Raw genomic sequence first — 26,660 nt, 5'->3', positions numbered from 1 at the left:
AAACCCGCCTGTTGGCGAAGCTGCGTGTATACGTGCATCGGGATGATACCCCGCAATTAAAAACATCCTCATATTAGAGAAATAAAAAAATAGCTATTGAGCAATTAAACAATAGCCATAAATTAAATTTTAGTTGAAATACCGTTTCTTCGTCAAGTACTATAAAACGATTATACGCATAAAACAACAACAAATAAATCATTTCAAAACTTATAATGAAATACGGCCATTAAACATGACACAGATTTTCTCTTTCAGAACCTCTACTGCTACTTCATCCATCCCAACAATTTCTCCATCTGACTGAATTTTTACTGACCCAAAATTCTTAATTTGAATCATTTTACCTGAAAAGAAATCAACGTTATTAATGTTTAGATGACCGCCCCATAAAACGGTGATAAATACGGTCAATAATTTCATAATCGAAATGTCATGGACTGCAATCACATCCAACATGCCATCGTCTGGCTTTGACTTCGGTGAAATTTTCATCCCGCCACCAAAGTAGGGCTGGTTTGCGATAACAATGAACCATACCTTTTTTAACTGATGTATGTTGCCATCAACAGTCAAATTCATATAACTAGGCTGATAAGTGAATAGCTTTTTTATAAAAATAAACAGATAAATTAATTTACCCGTTTTCACAAGATTAAACCATTTTTTTAGAGGAGAACGGTCCGCTTCATAAGATATTTCAGCATCAATACCCATTCCAAGGCTGTTCATAAAATAACCGGTCTGACCATTCGTCTCAAACTGCCCCATGTCAATAACCCTGACGACATTATCCTGAAATAAAGAAAGGGCTTCCTCTGCACTCTTGGTTTTCTGAACTCCCCTTACATAATCATTGCCAGACCCAGCTGCAAGGGAGCCAATGATTGCATGAGGAAACTCAGCAGCACCATTTACCAATTCATGTAAGGTACCATCTCCCCCAACTGCAATCATTCGGGTTTTCTGATTAGTCTGGGAAAGAATTTCCTTCGTCAACCTTAACGCATGCCCTTTTTCTTTCGTAAAAAAGACCTCATAGGGAACATCTTCTGATTTCAGTATTTCCTCGACCTTTTTCCAGGTTTTAATACTTCCTTTATTTCCGGCCATTGGATTGACAATGAAATACATCGTTTCATTAAGGCGCTGCATGCCCTTTTCCCTCTGCTTGATTATTATCGGTATCCCATTCTGGTCGTATGCTTGAAGTAGTTTGGCAATATTCCAGCAAAGCCTGCGCACCTTTTAACTGCTGAGCCTTAAGGGGAGAAGAAATTGTCCGCATCCTTTCAAACCATTCCGGGAATGTCCGTTTATCCAATATATCGATATCATACGGCGTTTCCGGGTAATCCACATATCCATTTCGGGAGAGAACCACTTTTTTTATCGGCAAGTTCACTTCATATAGTTCAAATAACTGGGAGACGATGTTTCCCATCCGATTGACAGCCAATAATGGATTGAGCACTTTTTTGTCAGGATACTTATGATGCCGGCGGACCCAGAATCGATCGCTCGATCCAATAAAAGCCGAATCTTCCTCCGCTTCCAAAAATGTGATGCACCAGGCATCCACAGGCGTTAATAAAATGACATCGACTTCGACAGGCGCATTTTTCAATAGAAAGATAGGTTTGTATAAAACGAGAAACGTATCCGGAAACCGCTGCAGAAAAAAGCGGAGCCTTTCATCCAAAAAGAATGATTGGTCCACAAATGACTTTTCACGAAGCGTCGAGCTGCCCCATTTCATTTGAAATCGGAGCAGCTGATTTAAAAAATTCTGTTTTAATTCATCCAGATTAGCTGGATTAGTGGGAAATCTTAATGAAAAGACATTTTCATTTCTAGCCAGGTTCGGTATTTGTTGCTCCTCGACCTCTAGCGCTTGTTTATCTGAACGGTGGAATAGGCCTTTCACCTTGTTGAACAGGCCCCGTGGCTCCTCATGAGGTGTATCGTCCTGTACAAGGGTTTCCATTACATCAGGTTGGCTATACAGCTGATTTAGCTCGCCCGCGTGATAAGCAGCCTTCAATTTATCCCATTGCTGTTTTTTTAATTTTGCAAATTGTGTTGGATATCGATAAATATCCTGCTCATACCGAGAAATATAATCCTGCATTTTTATGAGCTGTGCCATTCGAACACCACCCATCTTCCTCTATTATTGAAGGTTTATTGTAAAAATCTGTTCGTATGAAGGGGAAGCTCCAAGATGTGTTTGATAAAGCGCAATCTGAGCTGCTTCAAAATGCTTAGTCTCCAAATTTGCTATCTGCCGGACCCTTTCTATCGAAAAGAGACTCTCACCCTCGAATTTTCTTGCCAGCGTTATATGTGGCTTAAACTGTTTTTTATCCAGTTCAAAGCCGGCCTGCACACACGATTCATAGATTTTTCTTTGAATGGTAAAAAGTCTGTCTTGCTGTTTGACACCTGCCCAAAGAATTCTTGGGCTCTCATTTTTTCCAAAAACCCCAATATCCCCGAGTTCAAGGTCAAACATGGTCTCATTGGCAAGCTCACTTTCCATTCGCCCTAGGGCATCCTTTTTCATAGAATCAGGAGCATTCCCTAAAAACGCCATCGTAATATGATAATCGGCTTGATGCAGCCATTTCTTAAATGGAAACTCCGATTTAATTTGTTCTGTTGCATCATTTAAATAAGTCTTTATATCATCAGGTAATACCAAAGCAAAGAAAAAATGAGTATTCATTCGTCACTATCATTCCTTCCTATTCTCCATATAATTTTACCATAATCCCAATTGGGAATACCTGCCTTTAACTTACATTCAGGGAATTCCTTTAAGCAAAAAAAAGACTGAAAGTTCTCAGTTTTTCCTTTACAGCAATTCTTTATGCCATCTCGTTATCGCAGGATCAGTGTCTCAACCAACTTGCCTTTTTTACATACATACCTGCAGTCTGGTTGCCGTCGACAGTATTCTTCACCTGGCAGAATTATAAAATTCGCTGACTTGCCGATATCCACCCAATAATCATGGGTAATCCCAAATGCCATTAACATAATAGGTAAATTTACGAAGGAATTTTGTAAACCTTAACTAAAATTCCTGACTATCACCGAATTTTACGTAAAGTTTAATCACATAACGTTCGAATAACCACATGTATTTTATTATGAATGGTTATTCATTTATTGTTTAAACGTGTTATATTTTATATGTTAGACATTGGAAATCTAGATATTTTAGGGAGGAAGAAACATTATGCTGAAACCTGGGGATGTATATACGTGGGAACGGACCTTTACTGAAGAAGAAACGTTACAATTCGCTGAACTTTCAGGAGACCAAGGCAGACATCATATGGAACGCGATGAAAAAGGGCGATTAATGGTACATGGATTATTAACAGCAAGTATAGGGACTAAAATCGGAGGCGATTTGAATTACATCGCCCGTGAAATGGTCAATGAATTCATTCGTCCTGTATTTACAGGCGACACCATTACATGTGAGTTAATTTTGACAGAAGTAGAACAGATGGAAGGTTTCAAAAAAATTGCCCTTAAATTCGTTTACCGCAATCAAAAGGAAAAGGAAGTTTTGATTGGGACAAGTCACGGTATTATTAGGGATTAATCGGAGCCAAGGACGGATTATCCTATGTGAAGGTCGAATTAATTAATCGCACGGTCGAATTAATCTAGTGAAGGTCGAATTAATAATCGCACGGTCGAATTAATCTGGTGAAGGTCGAATTAATCTATGTGAAGGCCGAATTAATTAATCGCACGGTCGAATTAATCTGGTGAAGGTCGATTTAATCAATTAAAGGTTCACATTCAGCATGTCAGCCTCCATCTGACTGTTAAAAGCAACGGAAAAAGGACCAGTACCTGGTCCTTCAACTTTTCTTTCATTCTAATTAATGCTATGGGAATAAGACTGTACCGAATCATGCTGCTCCATAAAATCCACGTTCCATTCTCCAGACATAATCTTTCCTTCTCTTTAGCTGAAAATTGTTTCATAAAGCAGAAACAAATTCAGCCCGATAATAAGTACAGCGATAAGCCCGGCTATGCTGGAGGTGACTTTATGATTGACTAGATTGCCCATAACTTTTTTATTGCTCGTAAACATGATTAACGGAATTAGAGCAAACGCAATTCCAAACGAGAGAACCACTTGACTCATCACAAGTGCTTTAGATGGGTTTACTCCCCACAATATAATGGCTAAAGGAGGAACTGTCGTAATGACTCTTCTCAAATAAATCGGTATATGCCTTTTAATAAAACCCTGCATGACTACATCACCTGTCATCACACCAACGGAAGAGCTTGATAATCCTGCAAACAATAGTCCTATCCCAAAAAACATCGCCACAGAAGGTCCAAGCAGGGCACCAAATTGTTGATACGCAACATCTAAATCCTCAACAAGTATTCCACTTTTATGAAACAAAGCTGCTGAAACAATTACCATGGCGGCATTGATTGCACCTGCAATAAGCATAGCTATAATAATATCGATTAGCTCAAAACGAAAAATCTTTTTTCGTTCTAAATCGTTTTTACCGACAATTCTTTTCTGCGTTAAAGAAGAATGAAGGTAAATCGCATGTGGCATGACGGTCGCTCCAAGCATGCCCGCAGATAGTAAAATACTATCTACCCCCTCGAATTTTGGAGTGAAGAGTCCCAGAACAACTGCAGAAGTATCAGGTTTTGCATAAAAAACTTGAGCCCCAAATGCAATAACTACTACAAAAATCATGACCGTGATCAAGGCTTCGAATGTCCGATATCCTCTACGCTGGATTTCCAATATGGCAAAAGAGCCTATCGCCGCAATAATGGCAGATGTGATAAGCGGCAGATCAAAAAGCAAATAGATTCCGAGTGCCGCACCTATAAATTCAGCCAAATCGGTTGCCATGATAACCGCTTCAGCCTGCAGCCATAATAAGAAAGATGTCTTTTTTGAAAATCTCTCCCTGCATAGCTCAGGAAGATTTTTCCCTGTGGCAATTCCTAATTTAGCAGACAATGATTGGATTAGAACAGCCATTAAATTAGAGGCAAAGATAACCCATAATAATGTATAACCATATTTAGAACCTGCTGTAATATTTGTAGCATAATTCCCTGGATCAATATAGGCTACAGCGGCTATAAATGCTGGACCTAGATAAGGAAGCAGTTTTTTAATTCCCCTAGAAGAGGATTGATGTAATTCACCATAATCAGACATAACTATTTCAACTCCTTTTTACACGCAACTCAAAATGTTGCGATAGGTAAACTTTTTAAGTTATAAGCAAGTATATTCCTGAATCTTGAAAATGTCAAAAGGAACAAACTGATAATATTGGAAGCAGTTTTGCGGTAAAAGTTGAAGAACAAGCCTGATCGAGGGCGAATAATAAAATTAAAACCGGCTTAGTGAACATTGTCATTTCTCGATAGCATGTAATCTTTTTTTGGTAGCTAAAACAAAAAAACTGAAAACCTATTGGTGTTTCCAGTCGCAAAGGGGGATAGTTTAGACTCAGTTCCTCAAGCCCAAATAAAAATGTCTTTCAAGAGCTAAGCAAGTGTCTTAAGCAATGTAAAAACGGGGAAATCGTCGGAGAGCCAAGCCTTTTGTTATAAAGCTGCATTTTAATTACATTTAATTCGACCTTATTGAATACGACGCTGAGTAAAGGCTAAGGAAGTCAATAATGAATTAACTCTAATAGCACAAGGTTTTATAACACTTCTCCTCCAACCTTCAGAAATAAAAGGCCCAATAAAACTAGCAATAAAATACTTAGTGTCCAATAATCTAAACTCTTAAATTTTAATAGTTTAAAACGAGTTCTATTACGTCCATCACGATAGGCACGAGCATCAATCGCAAGCGATAAGTTTTCGGCCCTTTGAATGGAAGTTAATAACAATGGAATAATGACCGGAATATAATTCGTAATTCTTTTAACTTTGCTTTGATGATCAAACTGCACACCTCTTGAGCGCTGTGCATCAATGATGCGGTCTAGCTCCTGAATAATAGTTGGGATAAATCGTAATGCAATCGACAGCATTAAGGCAAATTGTTCTACTGGTACATGCAGTTTTTTTAGAGGTCTCATGATTGTTTCTAGACCGTACGCTATATCTAATGGCTTTGTCGTTAAAGTTAATAATGAAGTCATCAAAACAAGGAGGACAATTTTCAATAGGACGCGGCAACCTTCGACAATTCCTTCCATATAAATATGCAAGTAGCCAAATTGAAATATTAGATTCTCCCCATTTGTTAAAAATAAATGATACACAAAAGTGAAGCTCAAAATAAATAGAATTGGCAATAATCCTTTTATAAAAAAGGATGGTGGAATTTTTGAACATGCTAGACAACCTAAAACAAGACAAGTTACTAGCACATAACTTATATAACTATGTAAGAAAAAAACCAATAACATAAAAATAGCTATGGCCATTAGTTTTGTTCGCGGGTCTAAACGATGTAAGATGGAATCTCTAGCGACATACTGACCAATAATGACATTTTCAATCATATTGGTATCTCCTTCCCTTTAGAAGTGTAAGTACTTGAGGCATCACATCTAATTCTTTCAAAGATGCTACCTGGATCCTTTGCCCTGTCACCTTCTCTATTGCTAGTAACAATTTCGCTGTATCGGGTATATCTAATCCCATGGATTGTAGTTCTTCCCTTTTATCCAAAAACAATGACATAGGGTTCATTTGAAATTGCAGCTTCCCTTTGTGTAACACAATGACTTCATCAGCATATTCCACTACGTCATTCATTTGATGTGTAATCAATATAACCGTATGATTGCCTTGTCGTCGCCACTCCTCTATGTTTTGTAAGATGCTCTGCCTACCGAGTGGATCTAATCCGGCAGTCGGTTCATCTAAAATAAGAATCTTGGGCTCTAACATAAGGACAGACGCAATCGCAACACGTCTTTTTTCTCCACCACTTAAATGAAGCGGAGATTTTTCTAGGTAACTTGCATCCAAGCCTACTAAATCAATTACTTGCTGTGCCTTATTTACGATAGCGTCTTTATGCCATCCTCTATTTCTAGGGCCAAAAGCTAGTTCTTTTAAAACAGTCGTTTCAAATAATTGGTGTTCAGGATATTGAAAAACAAGACCCACATCTGGAGAAATTGTCGGTTTTCCTTTTTTATTAGGTTTTATTAGCTTCCCATCCATCGTATTCTGGCCTACTGTCGGCCATAATAATCCTTGCATCACTTTGGCTAAAGTGGACTTTCCTGATCCCGTTTGCCCGATGATAGATACCCATGCTCCAGATGGAATGGTACACGAGATATCTGTTAATACTTGTTTTACTTCGCGAGTTGCAGGGCTGTAATAATCATATTGAATATGCTCTAGCGCGAGTTCCATAAGTATTCTACCATCCCTTCTATATCCGTTATATGCATTGGCACTTCTACTTCCTCCTGCTGCATCTGCATTTTCAATTTTAATGCAAAGGGTAATTCCAAACGACAGTCTATTAGCATCTGTGGCTTATGGAAGATTTCAAGCGGGGTTCCGGTAGACACAATCTGTCCTTGATTAATTACTATCACTTTTGTTGCTGATAACACTTCGTCCATATGGTGCGTAATATGCAAAATGGTAATACCTTCATTATGCAATTGACGCATGATGGATATAATTTGATGTCTCCCATCAGGGTCAAGCATGGACGTAGATTCATCAAAAATAATGAGTTTTGGTTCCATTGCTAATATCGCAGCAATGGCCACACGCTGCTTTTGACCACCAGAGAGTTTATGTGGCTCAGTCTCTCGAAAAGGAAGCATCCCTACTTTTTCAAGTGCAGCCTCTGCTCTTTCTACCATCTCACTGGGAGGACAGGCGATATTTTCAAGACCGAAGATTACTTCATCGAATACATTGGTCGTAATGAGCTGTTCTTCTGGGTTTTGAAAAATAATGCCTATTGATTTGCGAATTATTGCTAGATTTTCCTTTTGTTTTGTATCTAGGCCTTGAAACAAAACTCTGCCTTTTTTCGGTAATATCAGTCCATCTGCCAATTTGGAGATGGTCGATTTACCAGAACCGTTTGGGCCGACAATTGCCACAAACTCTCCCTTTTCTATTTGAAAAGAAAGTTTTTGAATAACATGCTTCTTATTAGGATAAGAAAATGATACATCTTCAAAACATAGCATAATGGAAACCTTCTTTAATCAGTAGTTGTGTCACGATGTGCATGCCATTTTGCTAGGAGCATATCTGCAGTTAGCCCCTGATCATTTGAGAGCATTCTTTGTTTAGGCTTCTCCCAAACACTGATTTTCGAGCCGTTCACACCAAATACTTCACCTGTTAATTCCGAATCGTCGATAGTCGTTAATAAATATATAAGATGTGCCACTTCATCTGCTGTGCCTACTTGCCAAAAGGGTGGAAACACTTCGTCATTCGCAGTACATTTAGCTTGAATATACTCAATAACAGACTTTGTCATATCAGTGAGCGCTGCAGGAGAAATCGCATTGACCCGAATATGGTCTTTTTTCAGCTCTTCTGCCAAAGTCCACGTCATACCGAGGATTCCCGCTTTTGCTGCACTATAATTCACTTGACCAACTGAGCCTAATAAACCAGCAGTTGACGTCATATTGATGATACATCCGCCTTGACCGCGTTCCTTCATAACATTTATCGCTGCCTTTGTACAAGCGAAAGTACCCGTTAAATGAACGTCTATCACATCCTGCCATTGAGCTGCCGACATATTGATGCATTTTTTATCGCGCACGATGCCAGCATTGTTCACCAATATATCCAACTGACCAAATGCGTCCATTAGCTGAGGGACGATTATTTCACCGCTAGACACCGTTGCTATAGACTCACAGATCCCAATAGCCTGCCCACCCAATGTATGAATTTCTGATACGACTTGTGCTACTTTTTCAGGATTTGTTCCATTGACACCTACAGCTGCTCCTTCTCTTGCTAAACGTAATGCAACGCTTCGTCCAATTCCCCGGCTAGCTCCTGTCACTAATGCCACTTTCCCTGTTAACATCCTGGATCCTCCTCTAAAAACCATCAGTATCCCATTTACTAGCGTTGAGCTCTTGGCACACAAATCACAGTGAATAGCTTATTCACTATATACGAAACTGTTAATGAAAATGGAAGGCTTCACTCCTTCGAAAATCGTTCAACTAATGTGGCTAGCCCAAGTCCGCCACCAATGCCAAGGGTTGCAAGTCCTCTCATAAATGGCTGCCGTTTCATCTCTGCGCAGAGTCTGGTCATTAAAATAGCTCCTGATGCTCCATATGGATGGCCAATGGCAATGGCACCACCACCACGATTGACCTTTAATTGCGGAATGCCTAGACTTTGAATGGATGCTAATACTTGAGAGGCGAATGCTTCATTAAACTCAACTATATCGATATCATCGGCTGTTAGGTCATTCCTAGCAAGGAGTTGATTGACGGCAGATACTGGACCTATGCCCAAATAATTTGGGTCTACACCAACTGCTTGCGCATCAATAAATTTCATTAGTGGCTGCAGTCCTAGTTCCTCGCATTTTTCTAAAGACATTATTAAAACAAGCGCTGCACCATCGTTGATAGGACATGCATTTCCTGCTGTTACAACACCATCATTTTTAAATACAGGCAATAACTGCTGTAACTTTTCAAAGCTCGTATTGGCTCGTGGACATTCATCTTCACTAATAATGATTGAATCTTTACCATACTGAACCGTGATCGGTACTATTTCATCGGTGAATCGTCCTTCACGTTGAGATTTTACAGCCTTTTCATGGCTGCCTAGCGCAAATAAATCTTGTGCTTTGCGGGAAATCCCATATTTCTCTGCAACATTTTCAGCCGCAATACCCATATCTGGATCGCCTATACTGTCTGGTGAAAAACGAGCACGCATATAAATTTCCGGCGGTTGATAGGTATAAAGCGAGGTTGGCTTTTTCATTCGCCAAGGTGCTCGACTAGTGCTTTCAACTCCACCTGCTAAATAAATGTGACCTGCTCCGCTTTGAATCATACGGGCAGCCTGGTTCACTGCTTCTAACCCAGATCCACATTGACGGTCGACAGTCACACCAGGTACCGTGTAGGGTAAACCTGCTGTTAATAAAGCATTACGAGCAATATTTCCACCAGGTCCCACTGTATTACCAATGATCACATCATCAATCTCTGAAGCCGGAATATTATTTTCATGGATAAGGTGTTTTATGAGTGGTGCTAGTAAATCCTCTGGTTCTAGATTTTTGAATACACCACCTAATTTTCCTATAGGTGTCCTTTTCGCTTCTACAATAACAACTTCTCTCATCGGCACACCTCTATCATTTGTTGTTTTACAAGGTTACGCGCAATTTTCCCGCTACTAGTATAAGGAAATGCTGTGACTTCGATTAGTTCTTGCGGGGTTTTGTAGGATGCCAGATACTTCCGGCAATGGCTTTTTACTTCTTGTAAGTTGAGTGTGTATCCCTGTTTCCACTGTACAAGTACGATGACCTTTTCACCCCAGTAAGCATCAGGTAAACTTGTCACCATTACTGCTTCAATTTCCGGTAATTGCATCAATACCCGTTCAATTTCTTCCGGAAATATGTTCAGACCCCCACTTACAATCATGTTTTTTGCCCGACCTTCTATGTAAAGATAACCCTCTTCATCCCGCCTTGCGTAATCACCTAACTTTAACCAATTGTCTTTCAAAACATTATTTGTTTCATCCTCTTGCTGAAAATAACCCGAAAATATCATCTCACTTGAAACAAATAACTGACCCACTTCCCCTGTCTTCACTTCCTTGCCACCCATATCTCTAATTGAAATTTTCACTTGCGGAAATGGCTTACCGACTGTATCTGGCTTTAATCTATTATTTTGAGGCGTTAAATAGGAAATATAACTGGCCTCTGAAGAACCATAAAATTCATAAATATTCAGATTCGGAAATACTTCCATTACCCCTTCTTTAGAGGCTGCTGACCATTTTGCTCCTGAAGAAATAACCGCTTTTGGCACATAAAAAGGATGCGGAGCCCTCACTGCGTAATCCATTATTGCTGAAATCATAGTCGGAACAAGGAAAATAGTTGTCTCTTCTACGTGCTGACAAACTTTCAGTACATCAGCTGGTGTAAATTTACGTATAATATGAAAAGTCGCACCTATAAACAATGTTTGGATTGCTGCAAATAATGACAATGAATGGACAAGAGGTCCCGGTGCTAATATATGGTCACAGAACTTGAGATTAAATACCTTATTCGTTGAATAAAAGCTTTCTAGCCAAGATAAATGTGTACGAATATACCCTTTTGGTGTACCTGTTGTTCCTGATGTAAAACCTAAAAATAAAACTTCATTTATCAAAGGGGTTATAGGTTCTTCCGCTGCATTAGAAGCAAGCCAGTTTGAAAAATCGTCCTCCGTGCCATCTGGCTCAACTATTATAGTTGGAATACCTTCCTCTTCCACTTTATCCGCTAAACTTCCTTCGACAAACAACAAAGCAGGCTCACATTTTGTCAATACGTATCGAATTTCAGATGCACTCCATTTCGGATCAAGTGGCACAGGTATCAAACCAGCTTTGACTACTCCAACGAAGATTTGAATGAATTCAACACAATTAGACATTAATATGGCTATATTCGATTTTGATGAATGTTCCACATTCGACAAGCCATTTGCAATTTGATTCATCGAGTCAACTAAAGCACTGTATGTTAGTTGTCGAGTTCCAAGCTGCACTGCCACTTTTTCAGGACAGATGTCTTTGTACATCGTTATTTGGTCAGTTATATTCATGTTATTATTACCTTTCATTCACTTTATGCAATCAAATAAAGAAGAAAACCGTCCCACCATTTGTAGTCATTATTCCTCTTCTGCTGCTGCCAGTCGTTCTTGAATTGGACTCACTGATTTTAATTGCACAGCAATTATCGCTGCAATGAATGCTTTAATTAAATCCCCTGGTAAAAACGCAATACTCGCCATTAAACCTACCCATACCGATGTATTTGTAATAAGAGCCATAATAGGTGCACCAATTAAGTTAATCAAAAGCACCCCGCCAAATATGTTAACGATAACGACTTTCCATGTTTTGACGTTGGACCAGACTTTTTCAGTGAAGTAACCGATGATAAAAGCAGCTAGCGGCCAACTCCAAATATACCCTGCTGAAGGCCCCACCAATACAGCAAGTCCACCACGGCCACCTGTTAATAACGGCGCACCAATTGCAACCAATACTATAAAAACTATTAAACTCAATCCGCCCATTTTTCTACCTAAAAAGCATCCCGCAAGCATAACGCCTAATGTTTGTGCAGTAATTGGTACCGGTATGAATCCTAAAGGAATTGGAGGGATTAACCCTAAAACTCCGATTAATGCTGCAAACAATGCTGAATAAACCATTTCTTTGGTTGTCATATAATTTCCCTCTCCATTTGCACTATACAAATTAATCAATTTTGCATAGTAACCATTTTAAAAATATTAAATTCCTAAACATTCGAAATAGATTGAATTCTTTTATACATACATTTGATTAAGGTTTAGACCGGTCGACCTCCATGCCTTATTTAAATAATAATAGTAGAAAAGATTTTTGTAAACCACATTTTTTTTTAGTTAACACATATTATATATATCAGCTTTTTAACTATTAGATTGGAATACAAAAAAATCACAAAAGGTTTTAATTGTTAAAATGCTTGAATTCCGATAACGAATAAGAGGAAAACGAATGGGGATATAAAAACGTGAAATGTAAAACCCCCTTGCCGCGTGGCAGGGGGGCACTTATTAATTCTCTTTAAACGGCACCGCATTGTCTCTCAATTTCTTCAGAAAACAGTTTTTGCAGACTTTTGGTAATCGGTCCTGGTTCTCCATTAGCAATCGATTGTCCATCGATGTTAATAATCGGTGTCACTTCTACACTTGTACTCGTGTAGAGGACCTCATCAGCTGCCATCATTTCCTCGACTGTGAAGGCTTCTTCGACATAGGGAATATCATTATCGGCGCATAGTTTTAGCATCACCTGACGAGTAATCCCATTCAGAATCAAGTTGGTGGCCGGATGCGTTTTCAATGTCCCATTCACCATGATAGCGACGTTAGATGAACTTCCTTCCGTTACCGTCCCATCACGATGCTGAATTGCTTCGTCACAGCTAGCTTCCACTGCTTGTTGCTTAGCCAATATGTTACCTAGTAGATTCAAGCTTTTAATATTACAGCGCAACCAGCGGATGTCGTCGGTCGTCACGGCCTTGACCCCAGGCTTCACTTTTCCTGTATAGGGCATTTCTTTCGTATAGGCGACAAAGACCGGCTCCACCTCATTAATTGGAAAAGCGTGAGTGCGCGAGCACACTCCCCTCGTCAATTGCATGTAGACAATCCCGTTCCGTAGTTTATCTTCAGCGATTAGTTCTTTAACTCGAGCTTCGATTTCCGCTACAGTAAAAGGGACCTTCAGCTGAATCATTTTTGCACTGTCCATTAGACGGTTTACATGCATATTACTCGCAAATACTTCGCCGTTATAAACTCGAATGACTTCATATATCCCGTCACCAAATTGATAACCTCGGTCCTCAATATCAACCTTTACGTCCGACCTTGTTTTAAGTTCGCCGTTATAAATGATTTTTCCCATGTCTTTCTTTCTCCCTCTCAGCCTCTTATTTAGCTAATTCATGAATGGCACGTGCATAAATCGCTGTTGCCTTAAGCATATCTTCAATAACAATATATTCATCCTTTTGATGCGCAATATCTTCACTGCCTGGGAATAGAGGCCCGAATGCGACGCCTTCCTTCAATGAACGGGCATAAGTGCCACCGCCAATTGAAAGGAGTTCTGCTTTATCACCGGTCTCTGCTTCATACACTTGCTGCAGCGTCTTAATCAGGAAACTTTCGCTGTTCACATAGTGAGGCGTTGAATGCGAATTAGACTCCACACGCAAATTATATGCTGCAAGTCTTTCTTCTAATGCCGCTTTTTGCTGTTCCCATTCAAATGTTACCGGGTAGCGCATACTGAAGCCAATGGAACTGTCACCCTGTTTGGAATAGTTGAATACTCCGGCATTAACCGTCAATTCACCTGTTTGCTCATCTGTGTAAGCCACACCTAAATTATTTCCACGGGAATCTTCAAACAAATAATTCTTAATGAAAGTAAAGTAGGATTTCGCATGCGGATCAAGTGTTAGGTCTGCTAAAAATACAGCTAGATACATACCTGCATTGACTCCATTTTTCGGCTCCATTGCATGAGCTGAAACGCCGTTCAGTTCTAGAAGCACTTGATTTTTTTGTGGTACGGCTTGCCCCTTCAACGAATATTTTTGAAGATAATTTTGATAGTTTGTCACAACTTCAGCGGGATTTACAGCTTCCACTGTAGCCGTTGCGAAATCTGGTACCATATTCGTTCTTCGGCCTGATGAAAATTCAATAACATTCACTTCGGAGTTCGTTCCATTGCCTGTATCGGCTGGATGTATAACTGAGAAATCCCAGATTCCCTTTTCCGCACTGATGATTGGGAAGTCAGCATCTGGCGCAAAGCCCATCGAAGGCATTTCTTCCACTTCAAAATAACGGCCAACACAGCGCCAGTTTGATTCCTCATCCGTTCCGATAATCATCCGCACACGTTTGTTCAAAGGCTTACCAATCTCCCTGACAAGCTTCATTGCATGATAGGCAGCCATCGTCGGCCCTTTATCATCAATTGCCCCACGAGCATAAATACGACCATTACGGATCTCAGCGCCAAACGGATCCGAACTCCAGCCATCTCCTTCAGGAACAACATCGACATGACATAAAATACCGATCAACTCCTCGCCTTCACCCATTTCAATATGGCCGGCGACATTATCGACATTCTTCACAGTAAAACCGTCTTTTTCGGCTAACTGAAGCATGTAATCAAGCGCTTCCTTTACCCCTTTACCAAATGGAGCCTCTTCTGTCGGATGTTCTTCATCCAGTACGCTTTTTATTTTTAATAAATTTTGCGTATCCAGTAGTATGTCCATTTTCCGTTTCTCAACTTCTTCACGCCAATTCATTTCACTCAAAATACGACAACTCCTCTTTTATATATATTTTTTTATTTTATCACTTTTATTATCTGATTCGCCAAGCGTTGATACCTTTTTTAAGTATTCCCGTTTTATCACCAACGTCAAACTACTGTCAAAATGACCGTTGCAACTAAAAAACACCCTCTCTCAATTATAAGAGGGTGTCTTCACTAAACTCTCTTCGTCCATTAGAATCATTATTTTTCTGTTTAACCTCGGGATGTATAACGCTAAAAATAAGGAACGACCTAAACTGAATATAAGAAAGGCAAGCCATAATCCATGATTGCCATGTTGCGGGACGGCCAAAAACTGGACAAACAGAAAGGCCAGCAGCGCAAGAAGCATGGAGTTCCGTACAGGAACAGCTTCAGTAGCACCCGTAAACACTCCATAGAAAATGAGTCCGATAAAGGCTGTGAATGGGAATATGACTATCCAAAGTCCGTAAACATGGGTCAGTTCAATGACTCCTGGGATATTCGTGAAGAGCAGAATAATTTTATCGCTAAATAACCAGTATAAAACAGCAAGTATGAGAGAGGAATACAGGCCCCATTGCGCTGAAAGAGCTAGCGTTTTTTTATAAAGGTGTACATCTCTCGAACCAATGGCTTTCCCAATCAGAAGACTCGATGCATTTGCAAAACCATCAAAGCAATATGCCATCAGATAGTGAATTTGAATGAGTACAGCATTGGCTGCCAAAGTCTCTGTCCCAAAAGTGGCTCCTTTGGCCGTGAAAAGATTAAAAACCGTAATCAAACAAATTGTCCTGATAAATAAATCCCTGTTCACCACCATCATTTTTTTCAAGGAAGTATAATCGAATCCCGCTCGTAAAGAAAAGGTTTCAGGTATGGAAACTACCTTCCTAATCACCAACAAACCAACGAAGAAAGCTGCAATCTCTGAAATCAATGAAGCCGTAGCGACTCCTGATACAGACCAGGAAAACCTATTTACAAAAAGCAAGCACAGGACAATATTGATCAGGTTCATGAAAACTTGAATGAACAGAGATGTTTTTATGCGGGATTTTCCAATTAACCAGCCTAGAATGACATAGTTCATTAACGCAAAAGGCGCACCCCAGATCCGAATACTGAAATAGTCAGATGCAAAGGCGGCAACATCCGATTCCGGCGTGATTGCAGCTAAGGAAACATTTAAAATGGGCTTCTGAATTACGATAAAAAGAAGACCGATAATTGCCGCTATCATAAAAGGACGAATCAAGGCCATCAGGCTTTGTGTCTCATCCCTAGCCCCCTCTGCTTGTGCAGCGAAGGCAGATGTACTAACTCGCAGAAAACCAAAAAGCCAATACATCGTATTAAAAATAATGGTTCCAACAGCTACCCCGCCGATATAAGCAGGATCACTCAACTTTCCAACCACAGCCGTATCAACCGCCCCAAGCAAAGGCGTACTCATTGTCGAAATCGTAAGAGGAATGGCCAAGGATAGATACATTCTGTGATTCATCAATAAATTACCTCCTTTTTACATAAAAGACTTCTCAAACGCCTGAAAAACAAGAAATGGAATGATGTTATAAAATTTTGTATTGAAAGTACAAAAAGTTTGCAGTATTCGATTTTAATCACTAGAATTGAACATATGGTACTCATCAACAAAAGTTGCTAGGAAATATATAGTGCTTTTCTCAAACGAAGACCATGATAACGTGCGAAAGGATCTACAAGGTTGCTGGTGAGTATTATCAAATAGAACGGTTAAGCTATTTTTGTATATTGACAATTTACGGAATCAAAATTTGAATATTAAAAGATTGACAACGCTTTCAACTATACCTGTATGTTTTGTTTTTGAACCAGGGAGTGGGAAGTCTATTTAAATATATCAACTTTCCCAGATTTACAACATCTTTTTTCCCAGCAAGAAAAAGGCAATGTGTAAACGGAAAAATAAAATGCTTGACGGATTCATAAAGGAGTTATAGTATTGCTCGTTGATCATACAACTTTTGCACTATGCGTGGTCATATTGTCCAGCTTTTAAAAATCTATTAGGAGTGATTATGATGGGAAGATTAACTAATAAAGTGGCACTTATTACTGGAGGAGCATCCGGTATGGGTAGAGAAATGGTAGACCTATTCACAAAAGAAGGAGCTCAAGTTATTGCTGCTGACATCAATGAAAAAGCTGTTGCAAAAGTGAACGAGCTAGATAATGTCTATGGTACACTTCTTGATGTATCTTCTGACGAAAGCTGGAAAAAAATGATGGATACTGTTATTGAGAAATTTGGTAGAGTTGACATCCTAGTCAACAATGCTGGAATCTCAACAGAAAAACAAATTAATGATACAACATTGGCTGATTGGCAACTAATGTTAAGTGTTAACGGATTTGGACCTTTCCTTGGTATGAAACATGTTGTTCCTTACATGGTTGAAGAAGGAAAAGGCGCTGTTGTAAATATTTCTTCCTTTACAGCTCAAATCGGTATGGGTTTAAACGCTTATTCAGCTTCTAAAGGTGCTGTTCGTGCTATTTCTAAGGCTGCTGCAACACAATATGGCCGCATGGGCGTCCGTGTTAATGCCATATTCCCTGGTATTATCGAAACACCAATGACACAAAAATTAGAAGAGTCAAAAGAACTTGTAAACCAAATGGTTAAAGCGACTCCATTACAACGTTTAGGTCAACCAGCTGATATTGCAAATGCAGTGCTTTACCTAGCATCTGATGAAGCTTCATACGTTACTGGTGCTGAGCTAGTTATCGACGGTGGATATTCTGCTCAATAATAAAAGTTAACAATAAACAACCCCGTTTCTGAAATTCAAAAACGGGGTTGTTTTGTTTCATTATTTTAAAACTCGGGCCCACTTAAGGAAGTCAGTTCTCCCCCAAATAATTTAAGTTAAGACACCAATAAAATAGCCAAAAGCTGTAAATACAAAACACCAGCTGAAAGCTCCTGCACCTGCGAAAATAATATATTTTCGTTTCCCCATCCCGTTCATCCCAGAAAAATAACTGGCGAAGTGGCGAACACCTGGGATGAAATATGCAATAATAATGGTCCACGGACCGTATTTATTGAACCATTTCTCCAGCCTTTCCAGCCTTGCCGGAGTCATCTTAATCCACTTGCCGTGCTTTCTCAAAAAAGGCTTGCCTACCTTTTTACCAATAAAGTAACTGACCAGCATTCCAGAAATCGACCCAAGAAAACTGACGAGGAATGCCCCTTGGACATTTAAAACAGCAATGGACGACAAATAGCCGACAAAAGTCATCATAAACTCATCAGGTACCGGCAAACCAATAATTCCGAGGGCCAGCAGTCCATATATCGCAAAATAACCATAGTTTGATATTAAATCTTTTACCATGTCCATCTCTAGTACTCCATCTCAGACACCCTTTTAATAAAGTAATCCAATTTCTGATACGGGCCTGGTTAACGTGATTACTTCTTTATAATAGGATAACCTAATTTAACCCATATAAGTTGGTTTTAATGAAAAAAGAAAAAAAAGAGAATACACAAACTCCAAATTGGTTTATTAAGGAAGATTTAAATTACAATGATAGAAACTGAATGAAGAAAGGTGATAAATATGCTGATTAAAAAAGTGAGTCTTATTGCGAGTGACATTGCTGAAATGAAGAAATTTTATGTCGAATTGCTAAATGCCAAATTGCTAGACGAGAGTCATCATGGCTTTACTATAAAAGCAGGGGCAAGCGAATTGGCTTTTACAGAAACAAAAAACGGAAGTAAACCCTTTTATCATTTTGCCTTCAATATCCCGTCCAATCAATTTCAAGAAGCGAAGCAATGGATCAAAGCACGGACTTCTTTAAATACGGAAGATGGCGATGATGAAGTTTACTTCAGCCACCTCAATGCACACTCGCTATATTTCACCGATCCGACCGGCAATATTGTAGAGTTTATTGCCAGGCATTCAATTGCACCAGAAAGTGAAGTGCCTTTCTCAATGGATTCTTTATTAAGCATTGGTGAGATTAATTTAACAACTGCCAAAATCGATGCGATCGGCCAGCAACTAATCGACTTTGGTATTCCCCCCCGGGATAACGGCACTTTGAATCCTAATGGCATTTCTTTCATGGGCAGCAATGGTGTGTTCATTTTATTAAGCAAACCGGGACGGCGCTGGTTCTTTTCAGACCGGGCTGCAGAGATTCACCCATTAACAATCGAAGTAGATCCTGGGAAAACGATTCATCAAGATGAAAATGGGAACATTCGGTTCATCTCTTCACCGATATAAGTTTTTCCAACAATAAAGCGGACTCGACAATCGAGTCCGCTTCCTTTTATTTTACAATTTTTATTTCCTTGATCGGCCAATACACTAGATTCGCTTTGCCGACAATTTCGTCGACGGAAATCGTGCCGATTTCACGGCTATCCAAACTATTTTGGCGATTGTCCCCCATAAGGAACAGCTGATCATCTGGCACTGTCATGCTGCCGGTTATATCCTCGAGCTTGAAAGAATCGGTTAGCGGCACGCCTGCCATCTGATTCTTATATTTGTCTAGGTAGGGTTCTTCATATGCTTTTCCATTAATATAAAGCGTATCATCTTTATATTCTATATGGTCACCTGGAAGACCGATAACCCGTTTTATATAATCTTTATCTACCGTTGCATGAAAAACAACAATATCAAACCTGTCAATACTATCGATGTTTGTTCCAAACTTATTAAGTACAATTCGTTCGTGGTCTTGTAGAGTTGGCATCATTGACTCACCATCTACGACAATAGGTGCAAAAATATATGTTCGAATTAGAAAGGCCAGAATGACTGCAATCCCGATCGCTTTTATCCATGAAAAAACTTCTTTTCTTTTTTCCAAACGAAGTCCCTCTCTCTGTTTTTTATTCATGTCATTATATCATAATCCATTCATAATCACGTCATACAAATACCCACATTTTGCACTTTATCTATCACTTCCATTTTTCATACTGAACTTCGATGCTTCCCCACTCGATTTCCCGACGTTGCATTTGTGTCGGACAAATACCATTATATGTACGTACTTTCTCATTAATTTCTTCAATTCGTTTGGTTAATTCTGATTCAGACGAATTCATTTTTTTTAATCGAACCACGTCAGATAGCTCTCCCCGGATTTCTTTTTGCCATTTAATCCAAAGCGGAAGGAAACCGGCGTCTTTGGCCTTCGTTAAGAAATTATCATACATATTTCCCAATAATGCCGACTTCGGAAGCGGTTTTCCAAAGCCAGGATTATTCTTCAGACCGCCGTCCTTTTCATAGTCCCGAAATATCTGATCCATCCAATTAACATGACCCTCTTCTTTGCCCATTACACTATCTCCCCCCAGACAACTTCGATATTACATCTATTTACAATTATAACATTAAAATCAATATTTACTCATATACACCAACCAAGAACTTCATTTATTAAGCTCTTTCTACTATTATAATTTCATTGTTCAGCCGAAAACATTCCAGCATGCATCCGCATTCAAGCAAAAAGGAATTCCAATTCCGGAATCCCTTTTTTTCTATCTATTTAACTGTGATTTTCCTTTTTACTAATGCCTTGTTTTTGGACTTATCAGTAACCGTATAAGTCAATGTAGAGGTACCCTTTTTCTTGGTATTTACGGTCCCTGTGATTTTGATCTTACTTGTTAAACTGCCATCCAAATTATCTTTCGCCGTTACCCCTGACCTAGGGTTAAATTCCGAGTTATAGTTAATGGTTTTATCTTTGGCTCCGGAAATGACTGGCTTGGTGCTATCTATGGTGATCTTTCTCGTAACTGTCGCAACATTCTTCGATTGATCAGTGACTGTATACTTTAATGTATACGTTCCTTTTTTCTTTGTATTTACCGTACCCGTTACCTTGATTTTACTAGTCAAACTGCCATCCAAATTATCTTTCGCAGTTACTCCTGATTTAGAATTAAAAGCTGAGTTATAGACAATGGTTTTACTTTTGGCGCCGGAAATGACTGGCTTGGTGCTATCTATGGTGATCTTTCTTGTAACTGTCGTAACATTTTTTGATTGATCAGTGACTGTATACTTTAATGTATACGTTCCTTTTTTCTTTGTATTTACCGTACCCGTTACCTTGATTTTACTAGTCAAACTGCCGTCTGCATTATCATTAGCACTCACGTTTGTTTTTGGATTAAATGAAGAATTAAGTCTGATTGTTTTATTTGCGGCACCTGAAATTACTGGCTTAACATGATCATATACTGTTATTTTCCTAGTAACTTTTGCGACATTTCCCGCTTTGTCAGCTACAGTATATGTTAAATTGTAAGTTCCAATTTTCTTAGTATTTACAGTACCTTCAACACGTATGGCGCTTGTTAAATCACCATCAGATTCATCCTTAGCTTTTACGCTCGATTTAGCGTTAAAAGTTGAGTTGAACGGAATGGATTTACTGGCTGCACCTGAAATGACAGGTTTAACCGTATCCTTAATTGGCATACCAGGACTTGATTGTTTCTTCGCAATGTAAGCTGATGAAACATAGCCCTTCACCTTTTGATCTTCAGTTTGTACGGGGTACCAGACAAATTTATTAATCTTAGAACTGTCATAGACAAAATCCCCGCTGATGACCAAGTTTGTACCGTTTGGCACGGTATTGGAACCTGACGAAGTATTTGCTTCTTTCCGTATTCTCACATCTAGTGTCGTCACCACTTTGTCTCCTGCCTTGAACCAATAAGCAGAGTCATGCGTTTGATCGGCCAGTGTGTATTCCAGCATTTTAAAGGTGATATTTTCAGTGCTTTCACGATCATATTGAAAGTCGGATGTTCTGAATGGATATTTTGCTAGTTTTGTATCATTCAAATAACTTTGTTTTTCTATCTCAGCAAAAACCTCTTCTTGATATGCATTCGTATTTATTTTCCCAGTTTCCTGGTAAAGAGGACTGTTCACAGGTTTTGTCCCATTGTATGCCATGACAGGGAAATACCAATTTTCAATAACTTTACGTCCTGCACCTTTGATTTTCGGCAAATCTTTTCTTGAATACATACTGCTCAGGACCTCGACGCCAGCTTCAATATTATAAACTATATCATTTTCCAACTTTTTCTGGTCATACCCACGTTTATCGGTAAGCTGCATAAGACCGATACCGCCATCGTCGGATTTAATAGGCTTGCCAGCATCATTAAATTGCCTCCAATCCCCGTTTTCCTGCGTAGCCACGGCCTTTACCACTTCAGGAGGGATTTCAGCTTTTAATGCTGCATTAGTGAGTAAGCAGTTAATCTGTGGATAGGAAGGATTTACATTCGGTTGAATCTCACCAAATGATGAGCAGGCATTGGTTAATTCAGACGTCGCAAAAGCCTGTCCATTGAACAAACTGAATGTTAAACAGGTTACTATTCCAGCCTTTACTAAAGGTAACTTCATGAATCAAACTCCAGTCTATTTATATTTAAATTTATAATAATTCTAACATGATAATCTAGTAATTGTAACGATTACTGGAATAAAATTGGTTTTTTGAAATCAAATTCCTAAAAAGGATAAACAATTTGTTTATTACCTAGAACAAAAGAAGCTGACTCACATTATCGAGTCAGCTTCTTTCTTTTCCAATCACAAGAATATGTATTTATTATGGTTAAAATTTTTCCTATCTTATGGTTAGACTTTTCGGCGCTATGTGGCTATTCTATTATACAATCACATCTACCGGTTCACTCGGTTTCCGCACCAGACACATGATACCCGGCACGATGAAGAAGATAAGGGGCCATACATGAAAGATGGTCAGAATGCCTGTAATGATGAATAAGATTCCGGCTGCCTTCACTTTGCCGCTTTTTACTAGAAAGATAGCAATCAGGCCGCCAGCCAATGCAATAAACAAGGATATAATCCCAGCCCATAATAAGCCAATAAAAAACTTGATTGACATATCCATATCAGACGTTGAAAACTCTGACTCTGTCATTAATGAGTAGTCTACTATTTCTGTTACATCGATACTGTTGATATAAACCGCTGCTATAATCGTCACGATTAATGAAATCGCAGCGATACTCACGCCAATAATACTTAATACAAATTCCCATGTCCGTTTCAATTCATTCGCCTCCCTAGAAAAGTTACTTATATATAATACCCAATCTGGGAAGGAATAAAAGACTTTTCTTAAACATCCTCAGGCTTTTTTTGAGAGCATAAACACGGCTCTGCTATTCTATTATTATTTTTTCTTCACTTCATCAATAAGGCTAATAAGACAGATGCATAATAAAATTAATCCGATAAACGTACCATTGGAACTTGGTTCTTCACCAAAAAATACAGGTGATATGAAAAAATTTAATATAAATATGATTATTGCGAGACTAACTAATACTCTATTAATGAAAAACACCCACCCTTCCATAAGACTAGTTCCGAAGCTACAGGATTGAATTGAAGAAGACTCATAAAGGCATATAAAAAAACGACTCAGATATAGAGCCGTTAATCATCCTTCTTTTTTAACTGTTCGTTTAATTTATCTACTTTATTTTCTAAATGATGCATTTTTGTCATGTGTTTTATAAAGAAACGGAAAACCTTCACAACCATTACGACTAAAAGTACAAGAAGAGCGAGGTAAAATAATTGCCATAATATATCACCAATATAATTCATAATATCACCACCTGAAATTAAATGATTAACCATCGCTTAGTTACTAAAACCTTGTAAAGAAACTAAAAGGACAAATAAAGCTACTAAGATACAAACATACCCTCGAACTTTTCGGTCATTCCGAAGTTTTTCTATTCCCACAAACAACACAAAAGCTCCTAATAAAAATAAGGTGTATGAAGAGTAGTCTACATTCCTAGTGATCAAACTATAAGATGATAGGGCTATTATACTAAACACCAACGAAATTTGAATCTTTATCAGCAACAAATCCCCTCCAAAGAAAAAGCATACCATTTATCACCATTATTTTGGCTGGAAAATGGAAAAAAGGCTCTGTATCAGAGCCTAAAAACATTCCTATTCACAATCAAAGCCACCAATTGCTCGACAGACGGTTCATGCGGCATTATATCCGGCGTAAACCCAAAGTCTTTAAGTTTCCTGCCGGTACTTTTCCCGATTACCCCGATGGTAGCTTGAGTTAACATCCCGCTAACATCAACGCCTGCCTTGTCCCCATAATCCATCAGCATATCCACTGAATGCTGATTAGAAAAAAGAACCGTATCAACAGCATTTTCTTCTAGCATTCTCGGAAGAATTTCAAGAAATCTTTCATCCACATATTTTTCGATAGATTGAAAATAGTCCTCGTCCCCATAATTTGGATCCAAGTGTTCCTTTTTCCGATCTCCTATAATCAGCAGAGTTCCGTCTTCCGTCATCTCTGATTTGAGAGCTGCAATTAACCCGCGTTGCTGTAAGACTTTCTTCGATTTCCTCGATACCACATAAAGCTTGGCCGAAATTTGGCGGAAGTCTATAGCATACTCTGTGAGTAAATCTAAAAACCCATGAACACTCTCTGGTGAGGTAAAGAGCATCCGATCATACAAAAGGAAAGATAGCAGCTGACTTTTTTTAGCTTTTACTTTTGTCGTAATCCATTTAGGAAACTCGATGACATCGCCCCCAAGTTCATAAAGGTTCTCCGCCAAGGAACTTTTTGTCGTTCCCGTTCTAGCTACTAAAAACTGCTGCCCATATAGTGGTTTCTTTTCAAACCATTGCAGCCTTTTTCTTAGTAAAATGATATCCCCGACCAAGGTGATAGCCGGGTTCTGAAGCGACTTTTCACTTACCATTTCCACTATATTGGCCAGGGTCCCCTCCACCGTTTCTTGTCTTCCATAGGTGCCCCATTGAATGACGAGTACCGGCGTGTTCTTTGATTTTCCATGACTGATCAAGTTTTCACAGATATTCGGAAGATTGGCTACTCCCATATAAAATGCAACGGTATCTACACTATGTACAAGCCCAGTCCAATCTATTTCCTGTTTGGTACGTTCATGGCCTGTCACCATCGCAAAGGAACGTCCATAATCATCCCGATGGGTCACGGGGACTCCTGCATACATGGAAGCGGCAATGCTCGACGTAACTCCTGGAATGATTTCAAATGGAATGTCTTTTTCTTTCAACGATTCCGCTTCCTCCCCAACTCTTCCAAAAACGGCAGGATCGCCGCCTTTCAAACGGACGACATTGTGTCCTGCCAGCGCTTTGGAAACGAGCAGCTCATTGATTATCTCTTGCCTAATGCCCTTTGTATAAGGCGTCTTTCCACAATACATCAATTCACAATGAGGAGGAGCAGCTTCCAAAAGCTTCGGATTGAGCAACCGGTCATATAAAATCACATCCGCTTTTTCAATCGCTCTTTGCCCTTTGACGGTAATCAGACCTTCATCGCCTGGACCTGCCCCCACAAAATAGACTTTCCCCTTGGCCTTGGTCATCACTTCACCTCTATCTTCTTACTTACTTGAAATGGCATGATAATATTTCACCAGTTCGATTAATGCACTACCCATTCTTTGATCTTCTGGATAAATGACCCGCTTGATTCCTTCATCGATTACGACCTGCGCCGTTACTTTTCCAACTGCAAGAGCAATCACATCGGATTTAAACCAGTCGATTATTTTATCTTCCACACCTTGTTCACGGGCAAATTTCATCAAATTACGAGGCTGCGGTGCGCTCGTGAACACGACAGAATCTATTTTCCCTCCAAGAATTTCTTCGATCAGCTGCTGCATCGTTTCTGTTTCCGGCGGAATATGTTCGTATGGAAGAATTTCTTTATGCTCTACCTTTTGTTCATCCAACCAATTCATTAAAAGAGGTGCCGGGTCCCCGTGCAGTTGCAATGCGACCTTTACATCTCCAAACAAATGGCCCTCTAGATTGCGAACGAGCCCTGCCGTACTGCCATCATCGTCACGGATTAATGGCTGCAGGCCTAGTTTTTTCAGCATATTCGCCGTTTTATAACCACGAGCTGCAATTTTCATAGACTGCAAAGCTTCTATAAAACGAGCCTCTGCTTCCATCTTCACAGCGGTTTTATATAGAAGTTCCGTTCCCACTCCAGTCGTGAGAATGATCCAATCATACTCTCCTGCAATTAAACGGGTGACATCCTCCTCTAGATGAGAATCATCAAGGAAGACCGTCCCCTGTGCTGGACGAACTAGCGGTACACCCCCAAGATTATGAACAATTTTACTTATTTCTTCTGTTTTCCTCGCTCCCAATAGAGCAATGGTTCTGCCGTTAAGCTTACTCATTCATAACCCTCCATATGTATATTCAATTTTGAAACCTCTTAGCTATCTCACCTATTATACAAATTTTCAGTCTATGAAACTATAGAAAACAAAAGACTCTTCATTATCTTTCCATAATTAGATACACAATCCTATCAGT

Annotated in this window: 26 protein-coding genes; 3 read left to right on the top strand and 23 right to left on the bottom strand. The window is 39.3% G+C overall.

Annotated elements, in window-relative coordinates; all coding sequences use genetic code 11:
- Positions 1-210 precede the first annotated feature (210 nt).
- From JFU50_RS16600 to thpR, 3 genes are read right to left on the bottom strand one after another with little or no spacing between them, the layout of a single operon-like run.
- Complete coding sequence (locus tag JFU50_RS16600) at positions 211-1,155, bottom strand: diacylglycerol/lipid kinase family protein (RefSeq protein ID WP_201223369.1); 945 nt, start codon at positions 1,153-1,155, stop codon at positions 211-213.
- Positions 1,142-2,149, bottom strand: coding sequence for an NERD domain-containing protein (locus JFU50_RS16595; RefSeq protein WP_201223368.1), 1,008 nt, complete (start codon positions 2,147-2,149; stop codon positions 1,142-1,144). The genes JFU50_RS16600 and JFU50_RS16595 overlap by 14 nt, the downstream gene beginning before the upstream one ends.
- A gap of 24 nt (positions 2,150-2,173) precedes the next feature.
- Positions 2,174-2,728 (bottom strand): RNA 2',3'-cyclic phosphodiesterase, encoded by a 555-nt coding sequence (gene thpR / locus JFU50_RS16590; protein WP_201223366.1) that lies wholly within the window; start codon positions 2,726-2,728, stop codon positions 2,174-2,176.
- Between the two features lie 513 nt (positions 2,729-3,241).
- On the opposite strand from thpR, the gene JFU50_RS16585 reads away from it, so the two are divergent.
- Positions 3,242-3,619, top strand: a complete 378-nt coding sequence (locus tag JFU50_RS16585; protein ID WP_152952308.1) for a MaoC/PaaZ C-terminal domain-containing protein — start codon at positions 3,242-3,244, stop codon at positions 3,617-3,619.
- Between the two features lie 372 nt (positions 3,620-3,991).
- Here JFU50_RS16585 and JFU50_RS16580 read toward each other — a convergent pair whose 3' ends face one another.
- The 11 genes from JFU50_RS16580 to JFU50_RS16530 all read right to left on the bottom strand — a co-directional run bounded on the left by JFU50_RS16580 (position 3,992) and on the right by JFU50_RS16530 (position 16,672).
- Complete coding sequence (locus JFU50_RS16580) at positions 3,992-5,236, bottom strand: Nramp family divalent metal transporter (RefSeq protein ID WP_201186232.1); 1,245 nt, start codon at positions 5,234-5,236, stop codon at positions 3,992-3,994.
- Between the two features lie 499 nt (positions 5,237-5,735).
- Complete coding sequence (locus JFU50_RS16575) at positions 5,736-6,548, bottom strand: energy-coupling factor transporter transmembrane component T family protein (RefSeq protein WP_201223364.1); 813 nt, start codon at positions 6,546-6,548, stop codon at positions 5,736-5,738.
- Positions 6,541-7,416, bottom strand: coding sequence for an ATP-binding cassette domain-containing protein (locus tag JFU50_RS16570; protein WP_201223362.1), 876 nt, complete (start codon positions 7,414-7,416; stop codon positions 6,541-6,543). Before JFU50_RS16570 ends, JFU50_RS16575 begins: the two co-directional genes overlap by 8 nt.
- The gene (locus tag JFU50_RS16565; RefSeq protein WP_098175744.1) at positions 7,401-8,216 is read right to left on the bottom strand and encodes an energy-coupling factor transporter ATPase; all 816 of its coding nucleotides are present in this window, start codon (positions 8,214-8,216) and stop codon (positions 7,401-7,403) included. The genes JFU50_RS16570 and JFU50_RS16565 overlap by 16 nt, the downstream gene beginning before the upstream one ends.
- 14 nt (positions 8,217-8,230) lie before the next feature.
- Positions 8,231-9,082: an SDR family NAD(P)-dependent oxidoreductase gene (locus JFU50_RS16560; protein ID WP_201186238.1), complete on the bottom strand. Its 852-nt coding sequence runs from the start codon at positions 9,080-9,082 to the stop codon at positions 8,231-8,233.
- Between the two features lie 119 nt (positions 9,083-9,201).
- Positions 9,202-10,377 (bottom strand): thiolase family protein, encoded by a 1,176-nt coding sequence (locus JFU50_RS16555; RefSeq protein ID WP_201186239.1) that lies wholly within the window; start codon positions 10,375-10,377, stop codon positions 9,202-9,204.
- The gene (locus tag JFU50_RS16550; RefSeq protein WP_201223360.1) at positions 10,374-11,888 is read right to left on the bottom strand and encodes an AMP-binding protein; all 1,515 of its coding nucleotides are present in this window, start codon (positions 11,886-11,888) and stop codon (positions 10,374-10,376) included. The genes JFU50_RS16555 and JFU50_RS16550 overlap by 4 nt, the downstream gene beginning before the upstream one ends.
- 51 nt (positions 11,889-11,939) lie before the next feature.
- A complete protein-coding gene (locus JFU50_RS16545; protein WP_201223358.1) occupies positions 11,940-12,503 on the bottom strand; it encodes a biotin transporter BioY in 564 nt (187 codons plus the stop codon).
- A 385-nt stretch (positions 12,504-12,888) separates the two neighbouring features.
- Positions 12,889-13,740 (bottom strand): D-amino-acid transaminase, encoded by an 852-nt coding sequence (dat, locus tag JFU50_RS16540; protein ID WP_201186241.1) that lies wholly within the window; start codon positions 13,738-13,740, stop codon positions 12,889-12,891.
- Between the two features lie 25 nt (positions 13,741-13,765).
- Positions 13,766-15,178, bottom strand: coding sequence for a dipeptidase PepV (gene pepV, locus JFU50_RS16535; protein WP_201223357.1), 1,413 nt, complete (start codon positions 15,176-15,178; stop codon positions 13,766-13,768).
- A gap of 153 nt (positions 15,179-15,331) precedes the next feature.
- The gene (locus JFU50_RS16530; protein WP_201186247.1) at positions 15,332-16,672 is read right to left on the bottom strand and encodes an MATE family efflux transporter; all 1,341 of its coding nucleotides are present in this window, start codon (positions 16,670-16,672) and stop codon (positions 15,332-15,334) included.
- Between the two features lie 559 nt (positions 16,673-17,231).
- Between JFU50_RS16530 and JFU50_RS16525 the strand changes: the two genes are divergently transcribed.
- Entirely contained in the window at positions 17,232-17,966 is a 735-nt protein-coding gene (locus JFU50_RS16525) for an SDR family NAD(P)-dependent oxidoreductase (protein ID WP_053347355.1), read from the top strand.
- 111 nt (positions 17,967-18,077) lie between these two features.
- On the opposite strand, the gene JFU50_RS16520 is transcribed toward JFU50_RS16525, so the two are convergent.
- A complete protein-coding gene (locus JFU50_RS16520; protein WP_201186249.1) occupies positions 18,078-18,563 on the bottom strand; it encodes a DedA family protein in 486 nt (161 codons plus the stop codon).
- A gap of 222 nt (positions 18,564-18,785) precedes the next feature.
- Here JFU50_RS16520 and JFU50_RS16515 point away from each other — a divergent pair, with 222 nt between their 5' ends.
- Positions 18,786-19,466 (top strand): VOC family protein, encoded by a 681-nt coding sequence (locus JFU50_RS16515; protein ID WP_201225108.1) that lies wholly within the window; start codon positions 18,786-18,788, stop codon positions 19,464-19,466.
- Positions 19,467-19,512: 46 nt separating this feature from the next.
- Here the strand turns inward: JFU50_RS16515 and lepB are convergent, their stop codons facing one another.
- The 8 genes from lepB to JFU50_RS16475 form a co-directional block, all read right to left on the bottom strand.
- Positions 19,513-20,091: a signal peptidase I gene (gene lepB / locus JFU50_RS16510; RefSeq protein ID WP_098175739.1), complete on the bottom strand. Its 579-nt coding sequence runs from the start codon at positions 20,089-20,091 to the stop codon at positions 19,513-19,515.
- Positions 20,092-20,155: 64 nt separating this feature from the next.
- A complete protein-coding gene (locus JFU50_RS16505) occupies positions 20,156-20,539 on the bottom strand; it encodes a DnaJ family domain-containing protein (protein ID WP_201223356.1) in 384 nt (127 codons plus the stop codon).
- A 208-nt stretch (positions 20,540-20,747) separates the two neighbouring features.
- Entirely contained in the window at positions 20,748-22,640 is a 1,893-nt protein-coding gene (locus tag JFU50_RS16500; protein ID WP_201223355.1) for an immunoglobulin-like domain-containing protein, read from the bottom strand.
- Between the two features lie 268 nt (positions 22,641-22,908).
- On the bottom strand, positions 22,909-23,319 hold the full coding sequence (locus JFU50_RS16495; RefSeq protein WP_201186254.1) for a DUF4064 domain-containing protein: 411 nt from the start codon (positions 23,317-23,319) through the stop codon (positions 22,909-22,911).
- Positions 23,320-23,708: 389 nt separating this feature from the next.
- A complete protein-coding gene (locus tag JFU50_RS16490; protein ID WP_201186257.1) occupies positions 23,709-23,882 on the bottom strand; it encodes a hypothetical protein in 174 nt (57 codons plus the stop codon).
- Positions 23,883-23,918: 36 nt separating this feature from the next.
- Positions 23,919-24,179, bottom strand: a complete 261-nt coding sequence (locus JFU50_RS31990) for a DUF3953 domain-containing protein (protein ID WP_397443376.1) — start codon at positions 24,177-24,179, stop codon at positions 23,919-23,921.
- A gap of 44 nt (positions 24,180-24,223) precedes the next feature.
- On the bottom strand, positions 24,224-25,687 hold the full coding sequence (gene cobA / locus JFU50_RS16480) for a uroporphyrinogen-III C-methyltransferase (protein ID WP_201223353.1): 1,464 nt from the start codon (positions 25,685-25,687) through the stop codon (positions 24,224-24,226).
- Between the two features lie 18 nt (positions 25,688-25,705).
- On the bottom strand, positions 25,706-26,521 hold the full coding sequence (locus tag JFU50_RS16475) for a uroporphyrinogen-III synthase (RefSeq protein WP_201186262.1): 816 nt from the start codon (positions 26,519-26,521) through the stop codon (positions 25,706-25,708).
- Positions 26,522-26,660 lie beyond the last annotated feature (139 nt).

This window comes from Peribacillus sp. TH14 (genome assembly GCF_016651145.1).
Taxonomy (GTDB): Bacteria; Bacillota; Bacilli; order Bacillales; family DSM-1321; genus Peribacillus; species Peribacillus butanolivorans.
This window is presented reverse-complemented; position numbering and strand designations above follow the sequence as displayed.